Origin of the sequence: Novosphingobium sp. YAF33, from assembly GCF_052113265.1 — a bacterium.
GTDB lineage: Bacteria > Pseudomonadota > Alphaproteobacteria > Sphingomonadales > Sphingomonadaceae > Novosphingobium.
The window spans coordinates 219,293-239,173 of the sequence record NZ_JBFRCW010000001.1 but is presented as its reverse complement, the minus strand read 5'-3'; the positions used below and the strand labels follow the sequence as shown (position 1 = coordinate 239,173).

Here is a 19,881-nt window from a genome sequence, read left to right as displayed (position 1 = left end):
CAGGCCAGCAGCGGTCGGGCGTTTCGCAGGCCGTCAGCCGGAACCGGATGGGCGGCCTTTCGGACACCGCCGTTGTCGGCCTGGCGCTTGTGGCCAGTGCCGCGCTGGTCTGGCTGGTGAGCGGGGACGGCCTGCTGGTCGCCGTGCTCACGGGCACGTTGCTGGTCTTCGCCGGTCTGGCCTGGATGATCGCCAACCGTCGGCCCGAAGCGTCCGATATCGAATTCGCGCAGCCCGACTGGTCAGTCACCGTCGCCGCGATCGACCGGACCGATACGGCCATTGCCGTCACCGATCGCGCCGGCCGCCTGGCCTGCGCCAATGGCAGCTTCGAACTCTGGTTCGGCACCGCCAACCCGCCGCCGCGCCTGCCGGTCGACGATGCCGCGATGGAGCGCCTCACCGATGCCGTGCGCGCGGCCTGGCGCGATGGCCATGCCCGCGCCGAAGTGCGCACCGAAGGCGATACCGCCGCGGACTGGCGGGTGGAAATCCAGCGCTCGGGCCGGGGGGACGACTTCCTGGTCTGGCGCATCCAGCCCGTCAGCGCGGTCGATCTCGTGGGGGAACTGGTGCGGCAGGTCGACGGCCGGCTCGGCAAGGGCCTGGCGCGGGCAGGCATTTCCGCGGCCGTGGTCGATCCCGACGGCATGATCCGGGCCGCCAGCGCCGGCTTTTCCCAGCGCGCGACGGGCGATGCCCTCTCGGACATGACCGGGCTCGATTTCGTTTCGCTGATCAGCCAGGAAGAAGGCGAAAGGATCGGCTGGGCCCGCGATGCGGGGCGCGGCGGTCCGCTGGTGCTTTATCACGTTCCCATTGCCGACCCCGAATCGCCGGTCGAGCCCGATCCCAACGTCACGCCGTCGCTGATGCTGGTAGTGGAGGCCGGGCAGGGCATCGGTGCGGGCGGCGGCGGCGGCACGGCCGCGCCGCATCTGGAAGCGCTGCTCAGCCAGTTGCCGCTCGGCCTCGCCATGGCCGACCGCGATGGACGCCTGCTCTTCGCCAACCCGGCCTTCATGCGCGCCGCCGGGCAGGAAGGCCAGCATCCGCCAAGCTACCCGACAGACCTTGTCGTGCGGGACGACAAGCGCGCGCTCTCGGAAGCGATCCGCCGTTTCGCGCAGGGCCCCGCCGCTGCCGGCGACATCGCCGTGCGCCTGACCGCGCAGCCGGACGACCCGGTTTCCCTCAGCCTTGCCGGTGTTCGCGGGCTGGGCGAGGCGGCCGTGCTTCTCGGGCTGACCGACACCTCGGAGGAAACCCGCCTCAAGCGCCAGGTGGCGCAGGCGACGAAGATGCAGGCCGTGGGCCAGCTCGCCGGCGGCGTCGCACACGATTTCAACAATGTGCTCACGGCCATCCTGGGCACCTGCGACCTCATGCTGATGCGCCATACGCCGGGGGATTCCGACTATGACGACATCCAGCAGATCCGCGCCAATTCGAACCGCGCCGCCTCGCTGACGCGCCAGCTTCTGGCGTTTTCGCGCCAGCAGACACTGCGCCCCGAGGTGCTCCAGCTTCCCGACGTGGTGGCGGACGTATCGCAGATGCTGCGCCGTCTGATCGGTGAAAAGATCCAACTCGTCGTCAGTCACGACCGCGATCTCGGGCCGGTTCGCGCCGACCCCACGCAGCTGGAGCAGGTGATCGTCAATCTCGCCGTGAACGCGCGCGATGCGATGCAGATGAAGGGCGACGGCGCGGGCATCCTGACGCTCGCGACCCGCCGCATCAGCAACACGGACGTGCGGGCCATGCGCAGCGAGATCATTCCCGCCGGCGACTATACCGCGCTCTTCGTGGAAGACACGGGCGGCGGTATCCCTCCCGAGCATCTCGGCAAGATCTTCGAGCCGTTCTTCACGACCAAGGAACAGGGTAAGGGCACCGGCCTCGGCCTTTCCACCGTCTACGGCATCGTCAAGCAGTCCGGCGGGTTCATCTTCGCGGAAAGCGAGCCGGGGCGGGGCACTCGCTTCGTGGTCTACCTGCCGGTCCATCACGTCGCGCCGGGCGCGGCGCCCGAGCCCTCTCCAGTGGAAGAGCCGGAGGCGGAGCCGAGCCAGTGGGCCGGGGGCGGCGCGATCCTGCTGGTGGAAGACGAGGATCCCGTCCGCATCGTCGCCGAACGCGCGCTGACGCGGCAGGGTTATGAAGTGACCTGCGCCCGCGACGGCGAGGAAGGCCTCGAACTGGTGGAGGAAGGCGGCCGGTTCGATCTCGTCGTCTCCGATGTGGTGATGCCCTCGCTCGACGGCCCGGCCATGGCGCGCGAGATCCGCCGCATCGCGCCGGACCTGCCGGTGCTGTTCATGTCCGGCTATGCCGAGGAGCAGCTGCGCAAGGAAATCGGCATCGCCAATGCCTGGTTCATGCCGAAACCGTTCTCGGTGCAGCAGCTCTCCGAAAAAGTCGGGGATGTTCTCGCACGCACGGCAGGCGGCGTTAAAAATAGGAAATAAGCCGACGTTCCCCTCTTGTTCCATGAGAACAAAGGCGATACATAGATCCCCGCGACGTTGACCTTTCCGGTCAGGCCGGTAGCAAAGGGGAAGTGACATGGCTGCTCAGCTCAAGCTGATCCAGGAAGGCAAGGAAAAGGACAACATGGACCGTCAGAAGGCGCTCGAAGCCGCGCTTGCGCAGATCGACAAGGCGTTCGGCAAGGGCTCCGCGATGAAGCTGGGTTCCAAGGAGGCGATGCAGGTCGAAGCGATCTCCACCGGCTCGCTGGGACTGGACATCGCGCTGGGGGTCGGTGGTCTTCCGCGCGGCCGCGTGATCGAAGTCTACGGGCCGGAAAGCTCGGGCAAGACCACGCTCGCCCTTCACGTCATTGCCGAAGCGCAGAAGTCCGGCGGCACCGCTGCCTTCATCGACGCCGAACACGCGCTCGATCCGGTCTATGCCAAGAAGCTGGGCGTCAACATCGATGAACTGATCGTCTCGCAGCCCGATACCGGCGAACAGGCGCTCGAAATCACGGACACCCTGGTCCGTTCGAACGCGATCGACGTGCTGGTGGTCGACTCGGTTGCCGCGCTGGTCCCCCGCGCGGAAATCGAGGGCGAGATGGGCGACAGCCATGTGGGCCTCCAGGCTCGCCTGATGAGCCAGTCGCTCCGCAAGCTGACCGGCTCGATCAGCCGCTCGCGCTGCATGGTGATCTTCATCAACCAGCTGCGCATGAAGATCGGCGTCATGTACGGTAACCCGGAAACGACCACGGGCGGCAATGCGCTCAAGTTCTACGCCTCGGTCCGTCTCGACATCCGCCGTACCGGCCAGATCAAGGACCGCGACGATATCGTCGGCAACGCCACCCGCGTGAAGGTCGTGAAGAACAAGGTCGCGCCGCCGTTCAAGCAGGTCGAATTCGACATCATGTACGGTGAGGGCATTTCCAAGATCGGCGAAATCCTCGATCTCGGCGTCAAGGCCGGCATCGTCGAGAAGTCGGGCGCCTGGTTCAGCTACGATTCGATCCGCATCGGCCAGGGCCGCGAGAACGCGAAGAACTACCTGAAGGAAAACACCGAGGTCGCCGACCGCCTCGAAAAGGCCATCCGCGCGCAGACCGCGGGCCTTGCCGAAGAAATGATGGTCGGCCCCTCGGCGGAAGACGACGCGGAGTAAGTCTGGCCCGAATAAATCTGCGTGTCCCCGCAGAACGAAGAAAACCCCGGCCATCGCGCCGGGGTTTTTGTTTTAAGGCCCTACATAGGGAACCCGCCTTCCCGGACTTGATCCGGGACCGCTGGCCATGAGCAGCCCACCGCACGGCAAGGCGCCCTGGCGCTAACGCGCGCCTCAAGGACTGCCGGCGATCGCCGATCAAGTCCGGGACGAGAAGCAGCCAAAACCCGTGGCACGCTTGCAACACCGCCAAAGTGGCTGCCGCTTATCGCGAGAACCGAACAGTCTGACCGCAGCAAGCCGCTTGCCGCCGCCGCTTCGCTGGATTATCGGCGCGGGTCATGCACACGACCAACGAAATCCGCCGGTCCTTCCTCGACTATTTCGCCAGCAATGGTCACGAGGCCGTTCAGTCCGCGCCGCTCGTTCCTTACAACGATCCGACGCTGATGTTCGTGAACGCCGGCATGGTGCCGTTCAAGAACGTGTTCACGGGTCTTGAAACGCCCTTCGCGCCGCGCGCCACGTCCTCGCAGAAGTGCGTTCGCGCCGGCGGCAAGCACAACGACCTCGACAATGTCGGCTACACCGCGCGCCACCATACCTTCTTCGAGATGCTGGGGAATTTCTCCTTCGGCGACTATTTCAAGGAACAGGCGATCACGCACGCCTGGACCCTGCTGACCAAGGAATGGGGCCTCCCGGTCGATAAGCTGTTGGTCACCGTCTACCACACCGACGACGAAGCCTTCGATCTCTGGAAGAAGATCGCCGGCCTGCCGGAATCGAAGATCATCCGCATCCCCACGAAGGACAACTTCTGGGCGATGGGCGACGAAGGCCCGTGCGGTCCGTGCTCGGAAATCTTCTTCGACCACGGCGACCACATCTGGGGCGGCCCTCCGGGATCGCCGGAAGAAGACGGCGACCGCTTCATCGAGATCTGGAACCTCGTGTTCATGCAGTTCGAGCAGTCGGCCGGCGAAATCGTCGGCAACCTGCCCAAGCCCTCGATCGACACCGGCATGGGCCTCGAACGCATTTCGGCTGTCATGCAGGGCGTGCATGACAACTACGACATCGACACTTTCAAGGCCCTGATCGCCGCTTCCGAAAGCCTCACCGGCGTCGCCGCCGAGGGCGAACAGCGCGCCAGCCACCGCGTGATCGCCGACCACTTGCGCTCGACCAGCTTCCTGCTGGCGGACGGCGTGCTGCCCTCGAACGAGGGCCGCGGCTATGTCCTGCGCCGCATCATGCGCCGCGCCATGCGCCACGCGCACCTGCTCGGCGCCCGCGATCCGTTGATGCACCGCCTGGTGCCGGCGCTCGTGGCCGAAATGGGCCAGGCCTATCCGGAACTCGGCCGCGCGCAGCCGCTGATCGAGGAAACCCTGGAGCGCGAGGAAGTGCAGTTCCGCCGCACCCTGGCCAACGGCCTCAAGCTGCTGGACGAAGCGACCGGCGACATGGGCGAGGGCGGCGAACTGCCCGGCGAGACCGCGTTCAAGCTCTACGACACTTTCGGCTTCCCTTACGACCTCACCGAGGACGCCCTGCGTTCGCGCGGCATCGCGGTGGACCGTGCCGGCTTCGATGCCGCCATGGCCCAGCAGAAGGCCGCCGCCCGCGCCGCGTGGAAGGGTTCGGGCCAGGCTGCGGACAGCGAAGTCTGGTTCGACATCGCCGAGCGCGAAGGCGTCAGCGAGTTCACCGGCTATGCCTCGACCACCGGCGAAGGCCAGGTCGTGGCCCTGGTGAAGGACGGCAAGGAAGTCCAGTCGGCCACCGCCGGCGAGCAGGTGGTCGTGCTGACCAACCAGACGCCGTTCTACGGCGAATCGGGCGGCCAGGAAGGCGATCGCGGCACGATTGCCGGCGCCGGCGGCCTGAAGATCGCCATCGTCGACACCGCGAAGCCGCTCGGCCGTCTCCACGCCATGAGCGGCACCGTGGAAGCCGGCACGATCAAGGTGGGCGACGCCGTCAACCTCACGGTCGATGTCGAGCGCCGCGATGCCGTGCGCGCCAACCACTCGGCCACGCACTTGCTGCATGCCGCGCTGCGTAACCGCCTGGGCGATCACGTCACCCAGAAGGGCTCGCTGGTCGCGGCCGAGCGCCTGCGCTTCGACTTCTCGCACCCCAAGGCGCTCGACGCCGAGGACATTGCGGCGATCGAAGCCGAAGTGAACGCGGAAATCCGCGCCAACGATCCCGTCCTCACCCGCCTGATGACGCCCGACGATGCGATCGAAGCGGGTGCCATGGCGCTGTTCGGCGAGAAGTACGGCGATGAAGTGCGCGTGCTCTCGATGGGCCGTACCGCTCGCACCGAAGGCGGCGAGCGCAACTATTCGGTCGAGCTTTGCGGCGGCACCCATGTGCGCGCCACCGGCGACATCGGCGTGTTCCGCATCGTGTCGGAAAGCGCGGTCTCCTCGGGCGTTCGCCGTATCGAGGCGCTGACCGGCGAAGGCGCGCGCCAGTGGCTCGTGGCCCGCGAGGAAGCCCTCAAGGCGGCGGCCAGCGCGCTGCGCACCACGCCGGAGGACGTCGAGGCTCGCGTTGCCGCGCTGCTCGATGAGCGCCGCAAGCTGGAGCGCGAGCTGGCCGAAGCGAAGAAGGCGCTCGCCCTTGGCGGCGGCGGCGCCAAGTCCGAGGCGGCCGACGAGGAAGTGGGCGGCGTGAAGTTCTCGGGCCAGGTCCTCGAAGGCCTCGATCCCAAGGAACTGCGCGGACTGCTCGATCAGGCGAAGCAGCGCATGGGTTCGGGCGTGGCCGCGATCGTCGCGGTGAACGAGGGCAAGGCCTCGATCGCGGCGGCCGTGACCGAAGACCTGATGGGCACGATCAGCGCCGTCGATCTCGTCCGCAAGGGCGTGGAGACGCTGGGCGGCAAGGGCGGCGGCGGCCGTGCCGACATGGCCCAGGGCGGCGGTCCGGACGGCGACAAGGCTGCCGATGCCATCGCCGCGGTGAAGGCCGTACTGGCGGGGTAATTCGCGCGTCGTCCCGGACTTGATCCGGAGCCGCCGGCAATTCCCGAGGCGATAGCTTTGGGCAGGGCGCCCTGCCAAGAGGTGGGCCGTTCACGGCCAGCGGTCTCGGGTCTGGTCCGGGAAGACGGGGAAGGGGCATCAATGTTGCCGATTGCCGCCATCGTCACCGAAGTGGCGGAAGAAATGCGCCAAGTCGGCAGCCGCGGCGCGGTCGCCGACTATATCCCGCCGCTGGCCCAGGTGCCGCTCGACAAGTTCGGGCTGGCGGTGGTCATGGCGGACGGCGCCGTCCACGTCGCGGGCGATGCCGACGAACCGTTCTCGATCCAGTCGATCTCCAAGGTCTTCGCGCTTACCCTGGCGCTTGGGGCCGTGGGCGATCAGCTCTGGGAGCGCGTGGGGCGCGAGCCTTCGGGCAGCGCCTTCAACTCGATCGTGCAGCTCGAAACCGAGCACGGCATTCCGCGCAATCCTTTCATCAATGCCGGGGCCATCGTCGTGACCGACGTGCTGCTTGGCCGCCTGGAGCCGCGCGAGGCGATCGGGCAGTTGCTGCGCTTCGTGCGCGAACTGGCGGGTGACGATACCATCGCCGTCGACGAAGTCGTGGCCGCGGCGGAGAGTGCCACGGGTTTCCGCAACCGCGCGCTGGCCAATTACATGCGGGCCTTCGGCAATGTCCGGGGCGAGGTGGAACGCGTGCTGGGCACTTATTTCCATTTCTGCGCGCTGACCATGAGCTGCCGGCAACTGGCGCTGGCGGGGCGCTACCTGATGAACGGCGGCCGGTCGGACGGGCACCGCGTGATCAGCGAGAAGCGGGCCAGGCGCATAAACGCATTGATGATGTCCTGCGGCCATTACGACAACTCGGGCGACTTCGCCTACCGGATCGGCCTTCCGGGCAAATCCGGGGTGGGCGGCGGTATCCTTGCGGTCGCGCCCGGGATCGCCAGCATGGCGGTCTGGTCGCCGGGGCTCAACGAGAGCGGCAATTCCCAGCTTGGCCAGATGGCGCTGGAGCGGCTCGTCCAGCGCACCGGGTGGTCCGTGTTCGAGCCGCGCGCCGGTTGACGCCGCGGCGCCGAGCAGGCCCGTGAACTAGGCCTTCTCAGGCTCTCGCAACTGGCTCGACTTGAGCGCCGGCTTTTGGGAAAGCCCGCCCTGTTCCATGATCTGCTCGCGGAATTCGTCGCGCTTTTCGTGGATCGAGGCGATGACCGGACCCATGGCCACGCCGATCTCGGTCAGCGCGGCTTCGGAGAGCTGCAGCGAACTTTCGAGCGTTTCGGGCACGGCATGCGTGGCACCGGCGCGGTAGAGCACGGCGGCGTGTTCGGCGTCCCGGGCACGGGCGATGATCGGCAGTTCGGGGAAATCGGCCCGCAGCTTGCGGACGATGCGCTGGGCGGTGACCGGCTCGTCCATGGTCAGGATCACCGCCGCCGCGCCCGCCGCGCCGAAGCGCAGCATGGCGTCTCCCCGGCCGGCATCGCCGAAGGCGACCGTGTAGCCGTGGCGGCGCCCGTCGGTGACGAGATCGGTATTGCTGTCCACCGCCAGGTAGGGACGGCCGTGGCGTGCCAGCATGTCGGCGACCAGCCGGCCGACGCGGCCGAAGCCGATGATGAGGACGCGGGGCTTGTCGGGCGCTTCGGCGGGCTGGTGCGGCGTTTCCACACTGTCCACCTGCCGCGCCAGGACCTTGCCGATCATGGAGAGCAGCGGCGTGACCGTCAGCCCCAGCGCGGTGACGATCTGCCAGAACATCGCGGTGCCGGGCTGGATGAGCTGCGCGGCGCCCGCGGCGCTGAGCACGATCAGAGTGGTTTCCGAAGGGCTCGACATGAGGATGCCGGTCTCGGTCGCGGTGCCGCGCCGGGCGCCCATCATGCGCAGCAGCAGGCCGGTGACCGTGGACTTGAGCAGGATCACGCCGACGGTGGCGATCAGGATCGAGGCCAGGTTTTCCCACACGACCCGCAAGTCGATGCTCATGCCGATGGTGATCAGGAACACGCCGAGGGCAAGGCCCTTGAACGGCTCGATGATCTGCTCGACCTCGGTGTGATATTCGGTCTCGGCGATCAGCAGGCCGGCCACCAGCGCGCCGACGATGGGCGAGAGGCCGGTGGCGCCGGTCGCCAGCGAGGCCAGGATCACCACCAGCAGGCTGGCGGCCAGGAACAGCTCCGGGCTCTTGGTGCGCGCGGCCTGGGCAAAGAGCGGCGGCAGCAGGTAGCGGCCGAGCACCAGCAGGGCGGTGACCACCAGCGTGCCCCAGACGAGCGTGTGGACCAGTTCGTCCATGCCCGCGCCCTTGGCATGGGGCGCCAGCGCGCCGAGCAGGAAGATGATGGGGACGAGGGCGATATCCTCGAACAGCAGCATCGCCAGGGCGGCGCGGCCGACCGGGGTGGTGGTGTCCGTCATCTTCAGCACCAGCGCCGTGGAGGACAGCGCCAGCGCCAGTCCAAGCGCCATGGCACCCGAAAAGCCCTGTCCGATCGCGGCGAAGAAGAAGGTGAGGGCGCTGCCGGTCAGGATCAGTTCGAGTGAGCCCAGCCCGAAGACGAAGCGCCGCATGGCCCATAATCGGCCGAAGGACAGCTCCAGCCCGATCGAGAACAGCAGCAGGATGATGCCGAACTCGGCGAATATCTCCAGCCCGTCCGGGTCGGTTATGGTCACCCAGGACAGCCAGGGATGGTCGAAGACCAGCCGGCCGAGACCGAACGGACCGACCAGCAGGCCGACCAGGATGAACCCGATCACCGGGGTGATGCGGAATCGGTTGAAGACGGGAATCACGATGCCCGCGGCGCCCAGGATCACGAGCGCGTCGGACATGACGGGGGAAGAGAGTGCGTTGGTGCCGGCCATGTTCCCGCGACTATGGCAGGGACGGCGCTCGGCACAACCGCCAAACCGCCCTGAATCCGAGTATTTCTGCGATTGACGCCGCTTCACGAGGGGCCGGGGTTGGACGGGGAGAGGATCGGCGCAACGCTCTTGTGCGTAACGTCCTGCAACTTCACTTGGCGTTCAGCAAAGCGCTGGCTATAGACCGGCGCATGTTCGAACGTTCGCGCTTCAAGATCGCCCTCGCTGCCGCCGCTACCGGGGCGCTCGTATTGACTGCCGGATGTGCCGGACGCGGAGGCGGCAACAAGGATACTGCCTATGTCGCCCGCGACGTGGACACGCTCTACGCCGCCGCGCAGGAGCGCCTAAACCAGGGCCGCACCCGCCAGGCCGCCGCGCTGTTCGACGAAGTCGAGCGCCAGCACCCTTATTCGCCCTGGGCCCGCCGCGCCCAGTTGATGAGCGCCTTCAGCTATTACGCCTCGCGTGACTATACCAAGTCGATCCAGTCGGCGCAGCGCTTCCTCTCGATCCACCCGGGCAACAAGGACGCGCCTTACGCCTATTACCTGATCGCGATCTGCTACTACGAACAGATCAGCGACGTGACGCGCGACCAGAAGACCACCGAGCAGGCCAAGCAGGCCCTTACCGACGTGATGCGCCGTTATCCCGGCACGTCCTACGCCTCGGACGCCAAGCTGAAGATCGACCTCGTGAACGATCACCTTGCAGGCAAGGAAATGACCATCGGCCGTGGCTACGAGGCCAGCGGCAAGTGGCTGGCGGCAACGCTGCGCTTCCGCAACGTGGTCGACAATTTCCAGACCACCAGCCACGCGCCCGAAGCACTGTTCCGCCTGGTGGAAGGCTACCTCGCACTCGGCGTTCCTGAGGAAGCGCAGAAGGCCGCCGCCGTGCTCGAACACAACTACCCCAGCAGCAAGTGGTACGAACGCGCCTACAAGCTGATGAACAAGAACGCGCCCAGCAACCTGACCTGACGGTTGCCTCGGGGGTGCCCTTGCGGCATTCCCGAGAGGCCTGCCGTGCTTGCGCCGAGCCGGCAGAAAGGCGGGCGCACGAAGAGGCGTGACGGGCGGCACGGTTTTCGTTAGAACGGATCGCGAACATGCTGAACCGCCTCTCCATCCGCAACATCGTGCTGATCGAAGCGCTCGACCTGGATTTCGCCAGGGGACTGGGCGTTCTCACCGGTGAGACCGGCGCGGGCAAGTCGATCCTGCTCGACGCGCTCGGCCTCGTCATCGGCAACCGTGCCGACAGCGGCCTCGTCCGCGCCGGCGAAGGCCGCGCCACGGTGACCGCCAGTTTCGAGTTTCCCCAGCTTCCCGCCCATGTCCGCGCCGTGCTCGACGATGCCGATATCGACATCGAGCCGGGCGAGCCGCTGATCCTCAAGCGCCAGCTCAAGGCCGACGGCGGCAGCCGCGCCTTCCTCAACGACCAGCCGGTGGGCGTCGCCCTGCTGCGCGAGATCGCGCCTGCGCTGGTGGAGATCCACGGCCAGCACGACGATCGCGGTCTCGTCAATTCCAAGGGCCATCGCGCCTTGCTCGACCGGTTCGCCGGGGGTGACGTGGCCGGAGTGGAAGCGGCCTGGAAGACCTGGCGCAGCGCTCAGAACGCGCTCGATTCCGCCCGCGCGCAAGTCGCCAAGGCGGCCGAGGACCAGGACCTCCTCCTGGCGCACCTGGCCGAACTGGACGCTCTCTCGCCGCTGGAAGGCGAGGAGGAAGAACTCGCCGAGGCGCGCGCCGGGATGCAGAAGGGCGAGAAGCTGTCCGACGATCTCGTGGCGCTGCAGCACCTGTGGACCGGCTCCGATTCGGCGCTGGCAACCTTGCGCGGGGCATCGCGCCGGCTCGACCGCATCGCCGGGGAGCATCCGCTGCTGGCCGAGGCGCTGGAAGCGCTTGACCGCGCGGTGATCGAGGCCAGCGAAGCGGAAGACCGCCTTGACCGCGCCGCCGAGGCCCTGGCTTTCGATCCCGACGAACTCGACCGCATCGAGACCCGCCTGTTCGACCTTCGCGCCGCCGCGCGCAAGCAGGGCTGCCAGGTGGACGACCTGCCCGAGAAGATGCGCGAGATGCGCAGCGCGCTCGATGCCATCGAGGGCGGGGAAGAACATGTCGCCGGGCTGGAGCGCAGCGCGCAGAAGGCGGCGCTGGTCTACCGTGAGCAGGCCGAGGCGCTCCACGATCTTCGCCGTTCGGCCGCCAAGCGGCTCGACAAGGCCGTGGCTGCGGAGCTGGCGCCGCTCAAGCTCGATGCCGCGCGTTTCCAGACCTCGGTGATCCGCCTGCCCGAGGAGCGCTGGGGCGCGCAAGGCATGGATGCGGTGGAATTCCTCATCAGCACCAACCCGGGTGCCGACTTCGCGCCGCTCGCCAAGATCGCTTCGGGCGGCGAGCTTTCGCGCTTCATCCTCGCACTCAAGGTGGCGTTGGCGGAAGAGGGCGGGGCGGCCACGGTGATCTTCGACGAGATCGACCGGGGCGTGGGCGGTGCGGTGGCCAGCGCGATCGGCGAGCGTCTGGCGCGGCTCGCCTCGGAAGGGCAGCTTCTGGCCGTCACTCACAGCCCGCAAGTCGCGGCGCGGGGGCGGCGGCACTACATGATCGCCAAATCCAGCGAGGGCACCGTTACCCGCACTTCGGTGGCGCTGCTGGACGAGGGCGAGCGCAAGGAAGAGATCGCGCGGATGCTCTCCGGGGCGGAAGTGACGGCAGAGGCGCGGGCGCAGGCGGATCGGTTGCTGGAAGGCGTTTGAACTAGGGGAGACCCGGGGGATGATCCCCCGGACCCTCGGAATGTCAGCCTCGCGCGCTGCCTGCCCGTGGTGCGCTCCTTGCGGCGCAGCCATCAAGTCTCCCGACGCAGCCGTGGGCGCCAGACGGATAGGCTGGACATGACTTCGACATTCCCGGGGGTGCAGGGGGGGCCTTGCTCCCCTGCTTCTACCTTTTCTTCCCGGGACAGGAAGCCTAGGGTCCGCCCCGACAAATCCCACCATACGGACCCGATCATGCCCAAATTCCTCCTCGCCCCCGCGCTTCTGGCTGCGACCAGCCTCGTTTCGGTACCGGTCCTCGCGGCCGAGCCGGCCTACGATCTTGCCGCGCAGAAGGCGAAGCTGGCGACGATCCCGATGGAGGTGGACACGAAGTTCCTCTCTGCCGAAGAGCGGGACGTGGTGAACCTGCTCATCAAGGCGTCCGACCTGATGAGCGCGGTCTATCTGCGCCAGCGTTATGCCGAGAATCCGCAGGTCCGCGGCGCGATCTCGATGAACCGCCGGGCCGACCGGGACTTGCTGGTGGAAATGTTCGACCGCAATTTCGGCCCCTGGGACGAACTGGCCGACCTGCATCCGTTCTGGGGCACGACACCGATGCCGGAAGGCGCCGGCTTCTATCCCGAAGACCTGACGCGCGCCGATTTCGAGGCCTATCTGACGGCCCATCCCGAGCAGAAGGCGGCGCTGACCAGCCCTTATACGGTGGTTCGCCGTGACGGCGCGAAGCTGGTCGCGGTGCCTTATTCGGTGGCCTACAAGGAGTGGCTGGAGCCGGCGGCGCAGCTTCTCGACCAGGCGGCGGCGCGGACCAGCAATGCCAGCCTCAAGACGTTCCTCTCGCTGCGCGCCAAGGCCTTCCGCACGGATGACTACTATGCCAGCGAACTGGCCTGGATGGACCTGAAGGACACGCCGATCGAAGTCGCTATCGGGCCTTACGAGGTCTATACCGATCGGCTGATGGGCGCGAAAACCTCGTTCGAGAGCTTCGTGACGCTGAAGGACCCGGAGGAATCGGCCTCGCTCGCCAAGTACAAGAACTACTTGCGCGACATGGAGGCGAACCTGCCGATCGCGGAGGAATACAAGAACTTCCAGCGCGGTTTCGAAAGCCCGATCGCCGTGGCCGAGCAGATCCGTGGCGGCGGAGACAACGTGCCGGGGCCGCAGACGGTGGCCTTCAACCTGCCCAACGACGAGCGTGTGCGCGAGGCCAAGGGTGCGAAGAAGGTGATCCTGTCCAACGTGCTGGGCGCCAAGTTCGAGCGCATCCTGAAGCCGATGGGCGCGCTCGTGCTGGTGCCGGCACAGGCGGGCCTGGTCGACCGCAAGTACATGCAGCTGGAAACGCTGTTCCACGAATTGTCGCACAGCCTGGGGCCGGGCACGATCGTCGTGAACGGGCAGACCACCACGGTCGACAAGGCGCTCAAGGAGCAGAACTCGGCGATCGAGGAAGCCAAGGCCGACGTCGCGGGGGTCTGGGACATCCTGCTGATGATGAAGAAGGGCGAAATTCCCGCCGCCGAACGGCCGCAGCTGTTCGCCACTTATGTCGCCGGGATCTTCCGCGCGGTGCGCTTCGGGGCGGTGGAGGCGCATGGCAAGGGCGCGGCGCTTCAGTACGGCTATTTGCGCGCCAAGGGTGCCTTCACTTACGACGCGGCGACGAAGCGCTACACGTTTGACGACGCGAAGATGGAAGCCGGCCTGCGCGACCTGCTGCACGACATGCTGATGCTCCAGGCCAAGGGCGACTACGAGGGCACCAAGGCCTTCATGGCGCGCTGGGCGAAGCTGGACCCGCAGGCCGAAGCGGTGATCGCCAGCATGGCCGAACTGCCCGTGGACATCCGCCCGGTCTACCCGGACGGGGTTTGAGTATCCATCCTGACGGGGTCTGGCCCTCAGGGGCGCATGACGACGTGCCCGAACGGCCGCCCGCCGAGGATGAATTCATAGGCCTCGGCGGCCTCGCAGAGCGCGAATTCGTGCTCGATCGGCAATAGCAGGTCGCCGCCGGCGATGCGCTCCAGCATCCTCGCCACCTGGGCGTGGACTTCGGGATCGCGCATCGGGGCGGCGGGCATGATCGTCAGGCGATGGAGTTCCGGCGCCGCGCCGTCCATGCCGTAGCCGATGTCGGTCAACATCCCGGTGGCCGAAAGCGCCGCATAGCGGCCGCCCGGCACGACCAGCCGCGCGAGCTGCGCAAAGCGCTCGCCCGCGCTGACGTCGAATACGAAGTCCACGCCGCGGCCTCCGGTCAGCTCCAGGCATCCGGCGATCACGTCGTCCCGGCCCGCGCTGAGCATGTCGACCAGGCCGATCTTGCGCAGGCGTTCGTGGCAGAACGGATCGCGGGCGATGCCGATCACCCGCGCGCCGGCCGCCAGCGCCAGTTGCAGGGCGATGATGCCCAGGCTGCTGGTGACGTGATTGATGAGGATCGTCTCGCCGGCCTGCAACCGGCCGCGTGCATTCAGCGTGTCGTGCGTGGCGGCCAGGGTGAAGGGCGCGGCGGCGCCGATGCCCGGGTCCAGCCCGTCCGGCAAGTGCCAGGTCGAGGCTTCGGGGGCGGCGAAGAGTTCGGCATGGCTGCCGCAGCCGTGATAGGCCACCACGCGGTCCCCGACGCTGAAGCGGCTGACTTCGGTGCCGACGGCCACGATCGTGCCGCTCGCCTGGCAGCCGACGACGCCGCAGCCGGGAACCTCGATGAGCCCGCGGCGGTAGAGCGCCAGCTTGACGAGATCGATGGCTTCGATGGAAACGAGTTCGACGCGGATAAGGACCATGTCCGCCGCGACGTCCGGATCGGGTGCTTCCCCGAACGTAAGCAAGGGGCTGCCTCCGTGGCCGGAGCAAAGTACTGCCTGCAAGCGATCCCCGTGTTCTTCTGGTTGCGTTAGGTTCGTCAGACAACTCTGTATAAAATCGTTTGCACGTCAAGGGCGTCGTAAAGAGAAACCGTCCCTTTCTGGCGCAAATCCCCCCGGATCCGTCCAGAATCGAGACGCTGTCAGGGCCTGGGGGTATGGCCTTGGGGACGCAGCACGATCGAAGCGGTGCCTTGGGCGGACACGGGCAGGTAGAGCCCCTTGCCGCTGGCCTGGATCCGGCCGGTGCGGGCCTGGCGAACTTGCGCGCGGATCATGAAATCCCCTTCGCGCTTGTCGTCGATGGCGCGGGCGATCTTGCCGAGAAGTTCCTGGTAGTCGTGCTCGAAGTTCTGGCCGAGGGCGAGCGCCAGCGTGGCCGACATGCCGGGAGCATTGGCGATCCGCAGCAACAGGTCTCCGCCCACGGCGTCGGTGGTGCCGCTGACGTGGAAGTCGGCGAAGTCCACCTTGCGCGAATTCTCGGCGTTAACCGGGGTGGCGGTCATCCAGACGGTGCCGTGCGCGGGCTTCATGCGGCCGGCCTTGTCGCGCGCGCTGAACGTGACGCCCACGGCAATGCGCCCGCCATTGGTGCCGTAGATCGTCGCCTTCTGGAAATCCGCGATCAGCGGGCCGAGGTGCGGCACGTCGAAAGGCCGCTGGGCGCGCTTGCGCAGTGCACGCATCAGCACCGGCTCCAATTGGCGATAGTCGGCGATGACGGGAATGAAGAAGGCCAGCTTGCCGGCCTCGTCTTCCAGCGGCCGCACCGGGGGCAGGGGCTTCGGCGTGGGGTCTGCCGGCCGGTCGCCGATGAACGTCTCCGTCCGTGTCTTGAGGCCGAGCCGCAGCAGCAGGCGATTGCCCTGGAGTTCGTAGCCGCCGTACTGCAATTCTTCGGGCGTTACCCGCATCCATACGGGCGGATTCTTCTCGTTCAGCAGCAGCGAGGTGAAGGCCGAGGCCCAGGCGCGCTCGATCTGGGGGCGCAGTTCCAGCCGGGCCAGGTGGCCGGGCAGGGTGCGCTCCAGCCGGGCGATCACCGGCTTGAGCTTGCTGTCCGCCTGATCGGTGAATTCGATGCGCTGGCCCAGGAAATCGAGGTGGGGTGCGTTCGTCCAGTCATAGCGGATGTCCACGGTGCCGCGCGGCGTCCAGTCCGATCCCAGCTTTAGCCGGATCGTGGCATGGGCATTGGCATCGGCCGTGGCGGTCTCGCGCTTGAGCACGCCGCCGATGTCCTCGGCCCGCACCACGGCATGAAGCGGCATGCTGAGCAGGATGTCGCGTCCCTTGCCCGTCATGCGCAGCGGCCCGCGGTTCACTTCGCCGACGATGCGGCACTTGATCGTGGGTGTCTTGATCTTGACGAAGACCACTTTCACCCGCTTCGAGGGCACGCAGGGCGTTTCGGGGCGGTCGATCGACCAGAGCCGGCGGGGGATTTCCTTTTCCAGCGCGGCGGCAAGCCCGGTGACGTCGGCGTGGATCGGTACGGTGATGAGCGAGGCCTGAGGCTCGATGGTGATCGCATCGTTGGCCCGGGGGGGCGGCTTGTCATCCATGCCGCGCTTGCAGCCCGCCAGCGCGAGCGGCAGGCAGAGGGCAAGCGTCGTGGCTCGCACGATCGGCGTCAGCGTGGTCGCACCGCCCGCTGTGCGGGCTCTTCCTGTCCTCATCGCGTGGATGCCCCGGATATGTCCCCTTGGACTGGGACAATACCCGAGACATGGCGTGGTTCCAATCGGTACCGGGCGCGGCGCTTTCGCGCGCCAGGGTCAGCGGATCAGGGCGTGAAGCGCAAGTAGGCAGCCAGGCGTGAGCCGGTGTCGCGATCGAGGTAGCGGCCGGTGCCGCTGCCGGCGGCCAGGTCGTCGCCGATCGAAGTGCCGGTATAGCGCAGGCCCAGCGCGAGCCGGTCCATCTGGTGCTCGACGCCGAGATAGTAGTCCCAATAGCTGCCGCCCGGACGCAGGCGGCGCACGCGGTCGGCCGCCAGGGCGTCGTCGCGGGTCGAGCCGGTGCTGTACCCGCCGCCGCCATAGACGGTAAGCGCCGTGCCGGGAACGCCCAGCGCGGCATTGCCCTCAAGGTAGAGGTCGCTGCCGCCGATGGCCTTCTGCGAGGGCGCGAAGCTGGCGCCGAAGGCCAGCTGCGCCGGGCCGATGGCGTAGGCCAGCGTGGAGTTCAATTCGCCGTAGCTGAGGCCGGAGGCGCCTACGAAGACATGGCCGGTGGCGCCTGCCGACAGCGTCCAGCCCCCGCGCGACAGCAGCGAGATTTCCGGCGCCGCGGTCAGGCCGATGTCGGCGCCGCCATGTCTCGCGCTGTCCCGCAGGCTTGCGGCACCGAGGTCGAGGGTGACGCTCTGGGACAAGGGGACGGTGGCATCGGCTGACAGGGCGGCCTTGCCATCGCTCCAGCTCAGGCCGCGTTCGCGCAGGTCAGTGGTCGCTTCGAGGGAGAAGGTGGGGGAGGCAGTCTGGGCCTGGGCCTCGCTGGAGGCGGCCATCGTGGCGGCTGCGGCGGCCGAAAGGGCCGCCGGAATCAGATAACGGTTCATTCGCGGGCGTGTAGCCTGTTTTCAGTTCACGGCGAAATCGCGGGCGGCGTCGATGGCGGCCAAGGTGTCGTGGTGATCGGCCGAGGCGAGTTTGCGGACATGCGCGCCGATGGCGTCGGACTTGCCGGCAACGAGCTTTGCCGCGTCCTTGCCGTCAGAACGGCAGTCGCCCGGATGGTTCTGGGTGAATGTGCGGGTTTCCGGCAGGCGCGTGGCGATCGCCCGGCCGCCGCCCGCAGGCTGGATGCGGCGCTCGACCGAGACGTCCGCGCTGACGATGCAGCGCCGCGAGCTGGGACGGGTGGGCGGCGAGATGCCGATGGCCTTGGAGCGGGTTTCGACGTGCGTGACGTAGTCGACCGCATAGCTGGCGCCGTGGTGGTCGATCTGCACACTATGGGCCGTGACAGGAGCGGCGGTGAGGGCGGCGGCGGYGGTCAGGGCAAGGAGGCTCACGTCTTACATCCTCTCATGGTGCCTAAAAACAAGGCATGTTCTGCTTAATTCTTGAGCATGAGGGGTAGCAGGCCAACGTGTCCCGCTGGTTTCCGGTGATTGAAGTTCCCTGTCTGGTCGAGCTTGGTCCTCGGATGCCTACGGTGCGTTACTGGAACGATTGGAAACGAAAAGGCCGGCGATGCTTTCGCACCGCCGGCCTTTCCTAGCCTTCGAGGGCGGGGGCCGATCAGATGTGGATCGGCTTGCCCAGCACGGCCATGGCCGCTTCCTTGATCGCTTCCGAATGGGTCGGGTGCGCATGGCAGGTGTAGGCGATGTCTTCCGAAGTCGCGCCGAATTCCATGGCCTGCGCGGCCTGGCCGATCATCGTGCCCGCCACCGAGGCGATGCACCACACGCCGAGGACGCGGTCGGTCTCGGCATCGGCGATCACCTTCACGAAGCCGTCGGGCTCGTGGTTGGTCTTGGCGCGCGAGTTGGCCAGCATCGGGAACTTGCCGACCTTGATCGCGCCGCGTTCCTTGGCAGCTTCCTCGGTGAGGCCGACGCCTGCGAATTCGGGCTGGGTGTAGACCACGCCCGGGATCACGTCATGGTTCACGATGCCGGTGAGGCCGGCGATGTTCTCGGCCACGGCGATGCCTTCGTCTTCGGCCTTGTGGGCAAGCATCGGGCCGGGGATCACGTCGCCGATGGCCCAGACGCCGTCCACCTTGGTGGCGAAGTCGTGGTCGGTCTCGATCTGGGCGCGCTGGTTCAGTTCCAGCCCGATCTTGTCGAGGCCGAGGCCCTCGGTGTTGGGACGACGGCCGATCGAGACGAGCACGACGTCGGCTTCGATGACTTCCGCGTCACCGCCCTTGGCGGGCTCGACGGTGACCTTGGCGGTCTTGCCTTCAACCGAAACGCCGGTGACCTTGGTGCCGAGCTTCAGGGCCATGCCCTGCTTCTTGAAGATCTTGCCGGCTTCACGGCGCACTTCGCCGTCCATGCCGGGCAGGAGCTGGTCGAGGAACTCGACGACGGTCACTTCCGCGCCGAGGCGGCGCCAGACCGAACCGAGTTCCAGACCGATCACGCCGCCGCCGATGACGACCATCTTCTTGGGCACGGCCGTAAGTTCCAGCGCGCCGGTGGAGTCCACCACCACGCCGCCCGCGTTGTCGATCTCCACGCCCGGAAGCGGGGTGACCGAGGAGCCGGTGGCGATCACGATGTTCTTGGCGGTCACGGTCTTGCCGGCCACTTCGACGCTGTGGGCGTCCTTGAACTGGGCGTAGCCCTTCAGCCAGTCGATCTTGTTCTTCTTGAACAGGAATTCGATGCCGCCGGTCAGGCCCTTCACCGCATCGAGGCGCTGGCCCTGCATGGTGTCGAGGTCCAGTTCGGGGGTGACCTTGATGCCCATCTTGGCCATCGAGCCGCCTACCTTCGCCGCTTCGAAGTATTCCGAAGCGTGGAGCAGGGCCTTCGAGGGGATGCAGCCGACGTTGAGGCAGGTGCCGCCCAGCGTCTCGCGGCCTTCGGCGCAGGCAGTCTTCAGACCGAGCTGCGCGGCGCGGATCGCGGCGACATAGCCGCCGGGGCCGGCACCGATGACAAGGACGTCGTAATCGTAATCAGCCATTGTTCAGGCCTCCG

The 19,881-nt window shown here is 67.2% G+C and carries 13 protein-coding genes; 7 read left to right on the top strand and 6 right to left on the bottom strand.

Annotated elements, in window-relative coordinates; genetic code table 11:
* Positions 1-47: 47 nt before the first annotated feature.
* The 4 genes from AB4Z00_RS01075 to AB4Z00_RS01060 all read left to right on the top strand — a co-directional run bounded on the left by AB4Z00_RS01075 (position 48) and on the right by AB4Z00_RS01060 (position 7,721).
* Positions 48-2,471 carry a hybrid sensor histidine kinase/response regulator gene (locus AB4Z00_RS01075; protein ID WP_314464255.1) on the top strand — a complete coding sequence of 808 codons (2,424 nt, stop codon included), beginning with the start codon at positions 48-50 and terminating at the stop codon, positions 2,469-2,471.
* 97 nt (positions 2,472-2,568) lie between these two features.
* Positions 2,569-3,645, top strand: a complete 1,077-nt coding sequence (gene recA, locus AB4Z00_RS01070; protein WP_132261841.1) for a recombinase RecA — start codon at positions 2,569-2,571, stop codon at positions 3,643-3,645.
* 341 nt (positions 3,646-3,986) lie between these two features.
* On the top strand, positions 3,987-6,647 hold the full coding sequence (gene alaS / locus AB4Z00_RS01065; RefSeq protein ID WP_442044512.1) for an alanine--tRNA ligase: 2,661 nt from the start codon (positions 3,987-3,989) through the stop codon (positions 6,645-6,647).
* Between the two features lie 141 nt (positions 6,648-6,788).
* Positions 6,789-7,721, top strand: coding sequence for a glutaminase (locus AB4Z00_RS01060; protein ID WP_134095084.1), 933 nt, complete (start codon positions 6,789-6,791; stop codon positions 7,719-7,721).
* Between the two features lie 27 nt (positions 7,722-7,748).
* On the opposite strand, the gene AB4Z00_RS01055 is transcribed toward AB4Z00_RS01060, so the two are convergent.
* Positions 7,749-9,530 (bottom strand): cation:proton antiporter domain-containing protein, encoded by a 1,782-nt coding sequence (locus AB4Z00_RS01055; RefSeq protein WP_132261847.1) that lies wholly within the window; start codon positions 9,528-9,530, stop codon positions 7,749-7,751.
* Positions 9,531-9,721: 191 nt separating this feature from the next.
* Between AB4Z00_RS01055 and AB4Z00_RS01050 the strand changes: the two genes are divergently transcribed.
* From AB4Z00_RS01050 to AB4Z00_RS01040, 3 genes are all read left to right on the top strand, one after another.
* Entirely contained in the window at positions 9,722-10,516 is a 795-nt protein-coding gene (locus AB4Z00_RS01050) for an outer membrane protein assembly factor BamD (RefSeq protein WP_132261849.1), read from the top strand.
* Positions 10,517-10,644: 128 nt separating this feature from the next.
* Entirely contained in the window at positions 10,645-12,309 is a 1,665-nt protein-coding gene (gene recN, locus AB4Z00_RS01045; protein WP_442044509.1) for a DNA repair protein RecN, read from the top strand.
* A 255-nt stretch (positions 12,310-12,564) separates the two neighbouring features.
* Complete coding sequence (locus AB4Z00_RS01040; protein ID WP_134095082.1) at positions 12,565-14,217, top strand: dipeptidyl-peptidase 3 family protein; 1,653 nt, start codon at positions 12,565-12,567, stop codon at positions 14,215-14,217.
* 26 nt (positions 14,218-14,243) lie between these two features.
* Here AB4Z00_RS01040 and AB4Z00_RS01035 read toward each other — a convergent pair whose 3' ends face one another.
* The 5 genes from AB4Z00_RS01035 to lpdA all read right to left on the bottom strand — a co-directional run bounded on the left by AB4Z00_RS01035 (position 14,244) and on the right by lpdA (position 19,867).
* Complete coding sequence (locus AB4Z00_RS01035; RefSeq protein ID WP_442044507.1) at positions 14,244-15,179, bottom strand: quinone oxidoreductase family protein; 936 nt, start codon at positions 15,177-15,179, stop codon at positions 14,244-14,246.
* A 179-nt stretch (positions 15,180-15,358) separates the two neighbouring features.
* Positions 15,359-16,897, bottom strand: coding sequence for a DUF4403 family protein (locus tag AB4Z00_RS01030; protein ID WP_314463668.1), 1,539 nt, complete (start codon positions 16,895-16,897; stop codon positions 15,359-15,361).
* A 107-nt stretch (positions 16,898-17,004) separates the two neighbouring features.
* Positions 17,005-17,781 (bottom strand): TorF family putative porin, encoded by a 777-nt coding sequence (locus tag AB4Z00_RS01025; RefSeq protein ID WP_442044504.1) that lies wholly within the window; start codon positions 17,779-17,781, stop codon positions 17,005-17,007.
* 21 nt (positions 17,782-17,802) lie between these two features.
* Entirely contained in the window at positions 17,803-18,237 is a 435-nt protein-coding gene (locus AB4Z00_RS01020; RefSeq protein ID WP_442044502.1) for a hypothetical protein, read from the bottom strand.
* A gap of 229 nt (positions 18,238-18,466) precedes the next feature.
* Positions 18,467-19,867 (bottom strand): dihydrolipoyl dehydrogenase, encoded by a 1,401-nt coding sequence (gene lpdA / locus AB4Z00_RS01015; RefSeq protein ID WP_442044500.1) that lies wholly within the window; start codon positions 19,865-19,867, stop codon positions 18,467-18,469.
* Between the last annotated feature and the right edge of the window lie 14 nt (positions 19,868-19,881).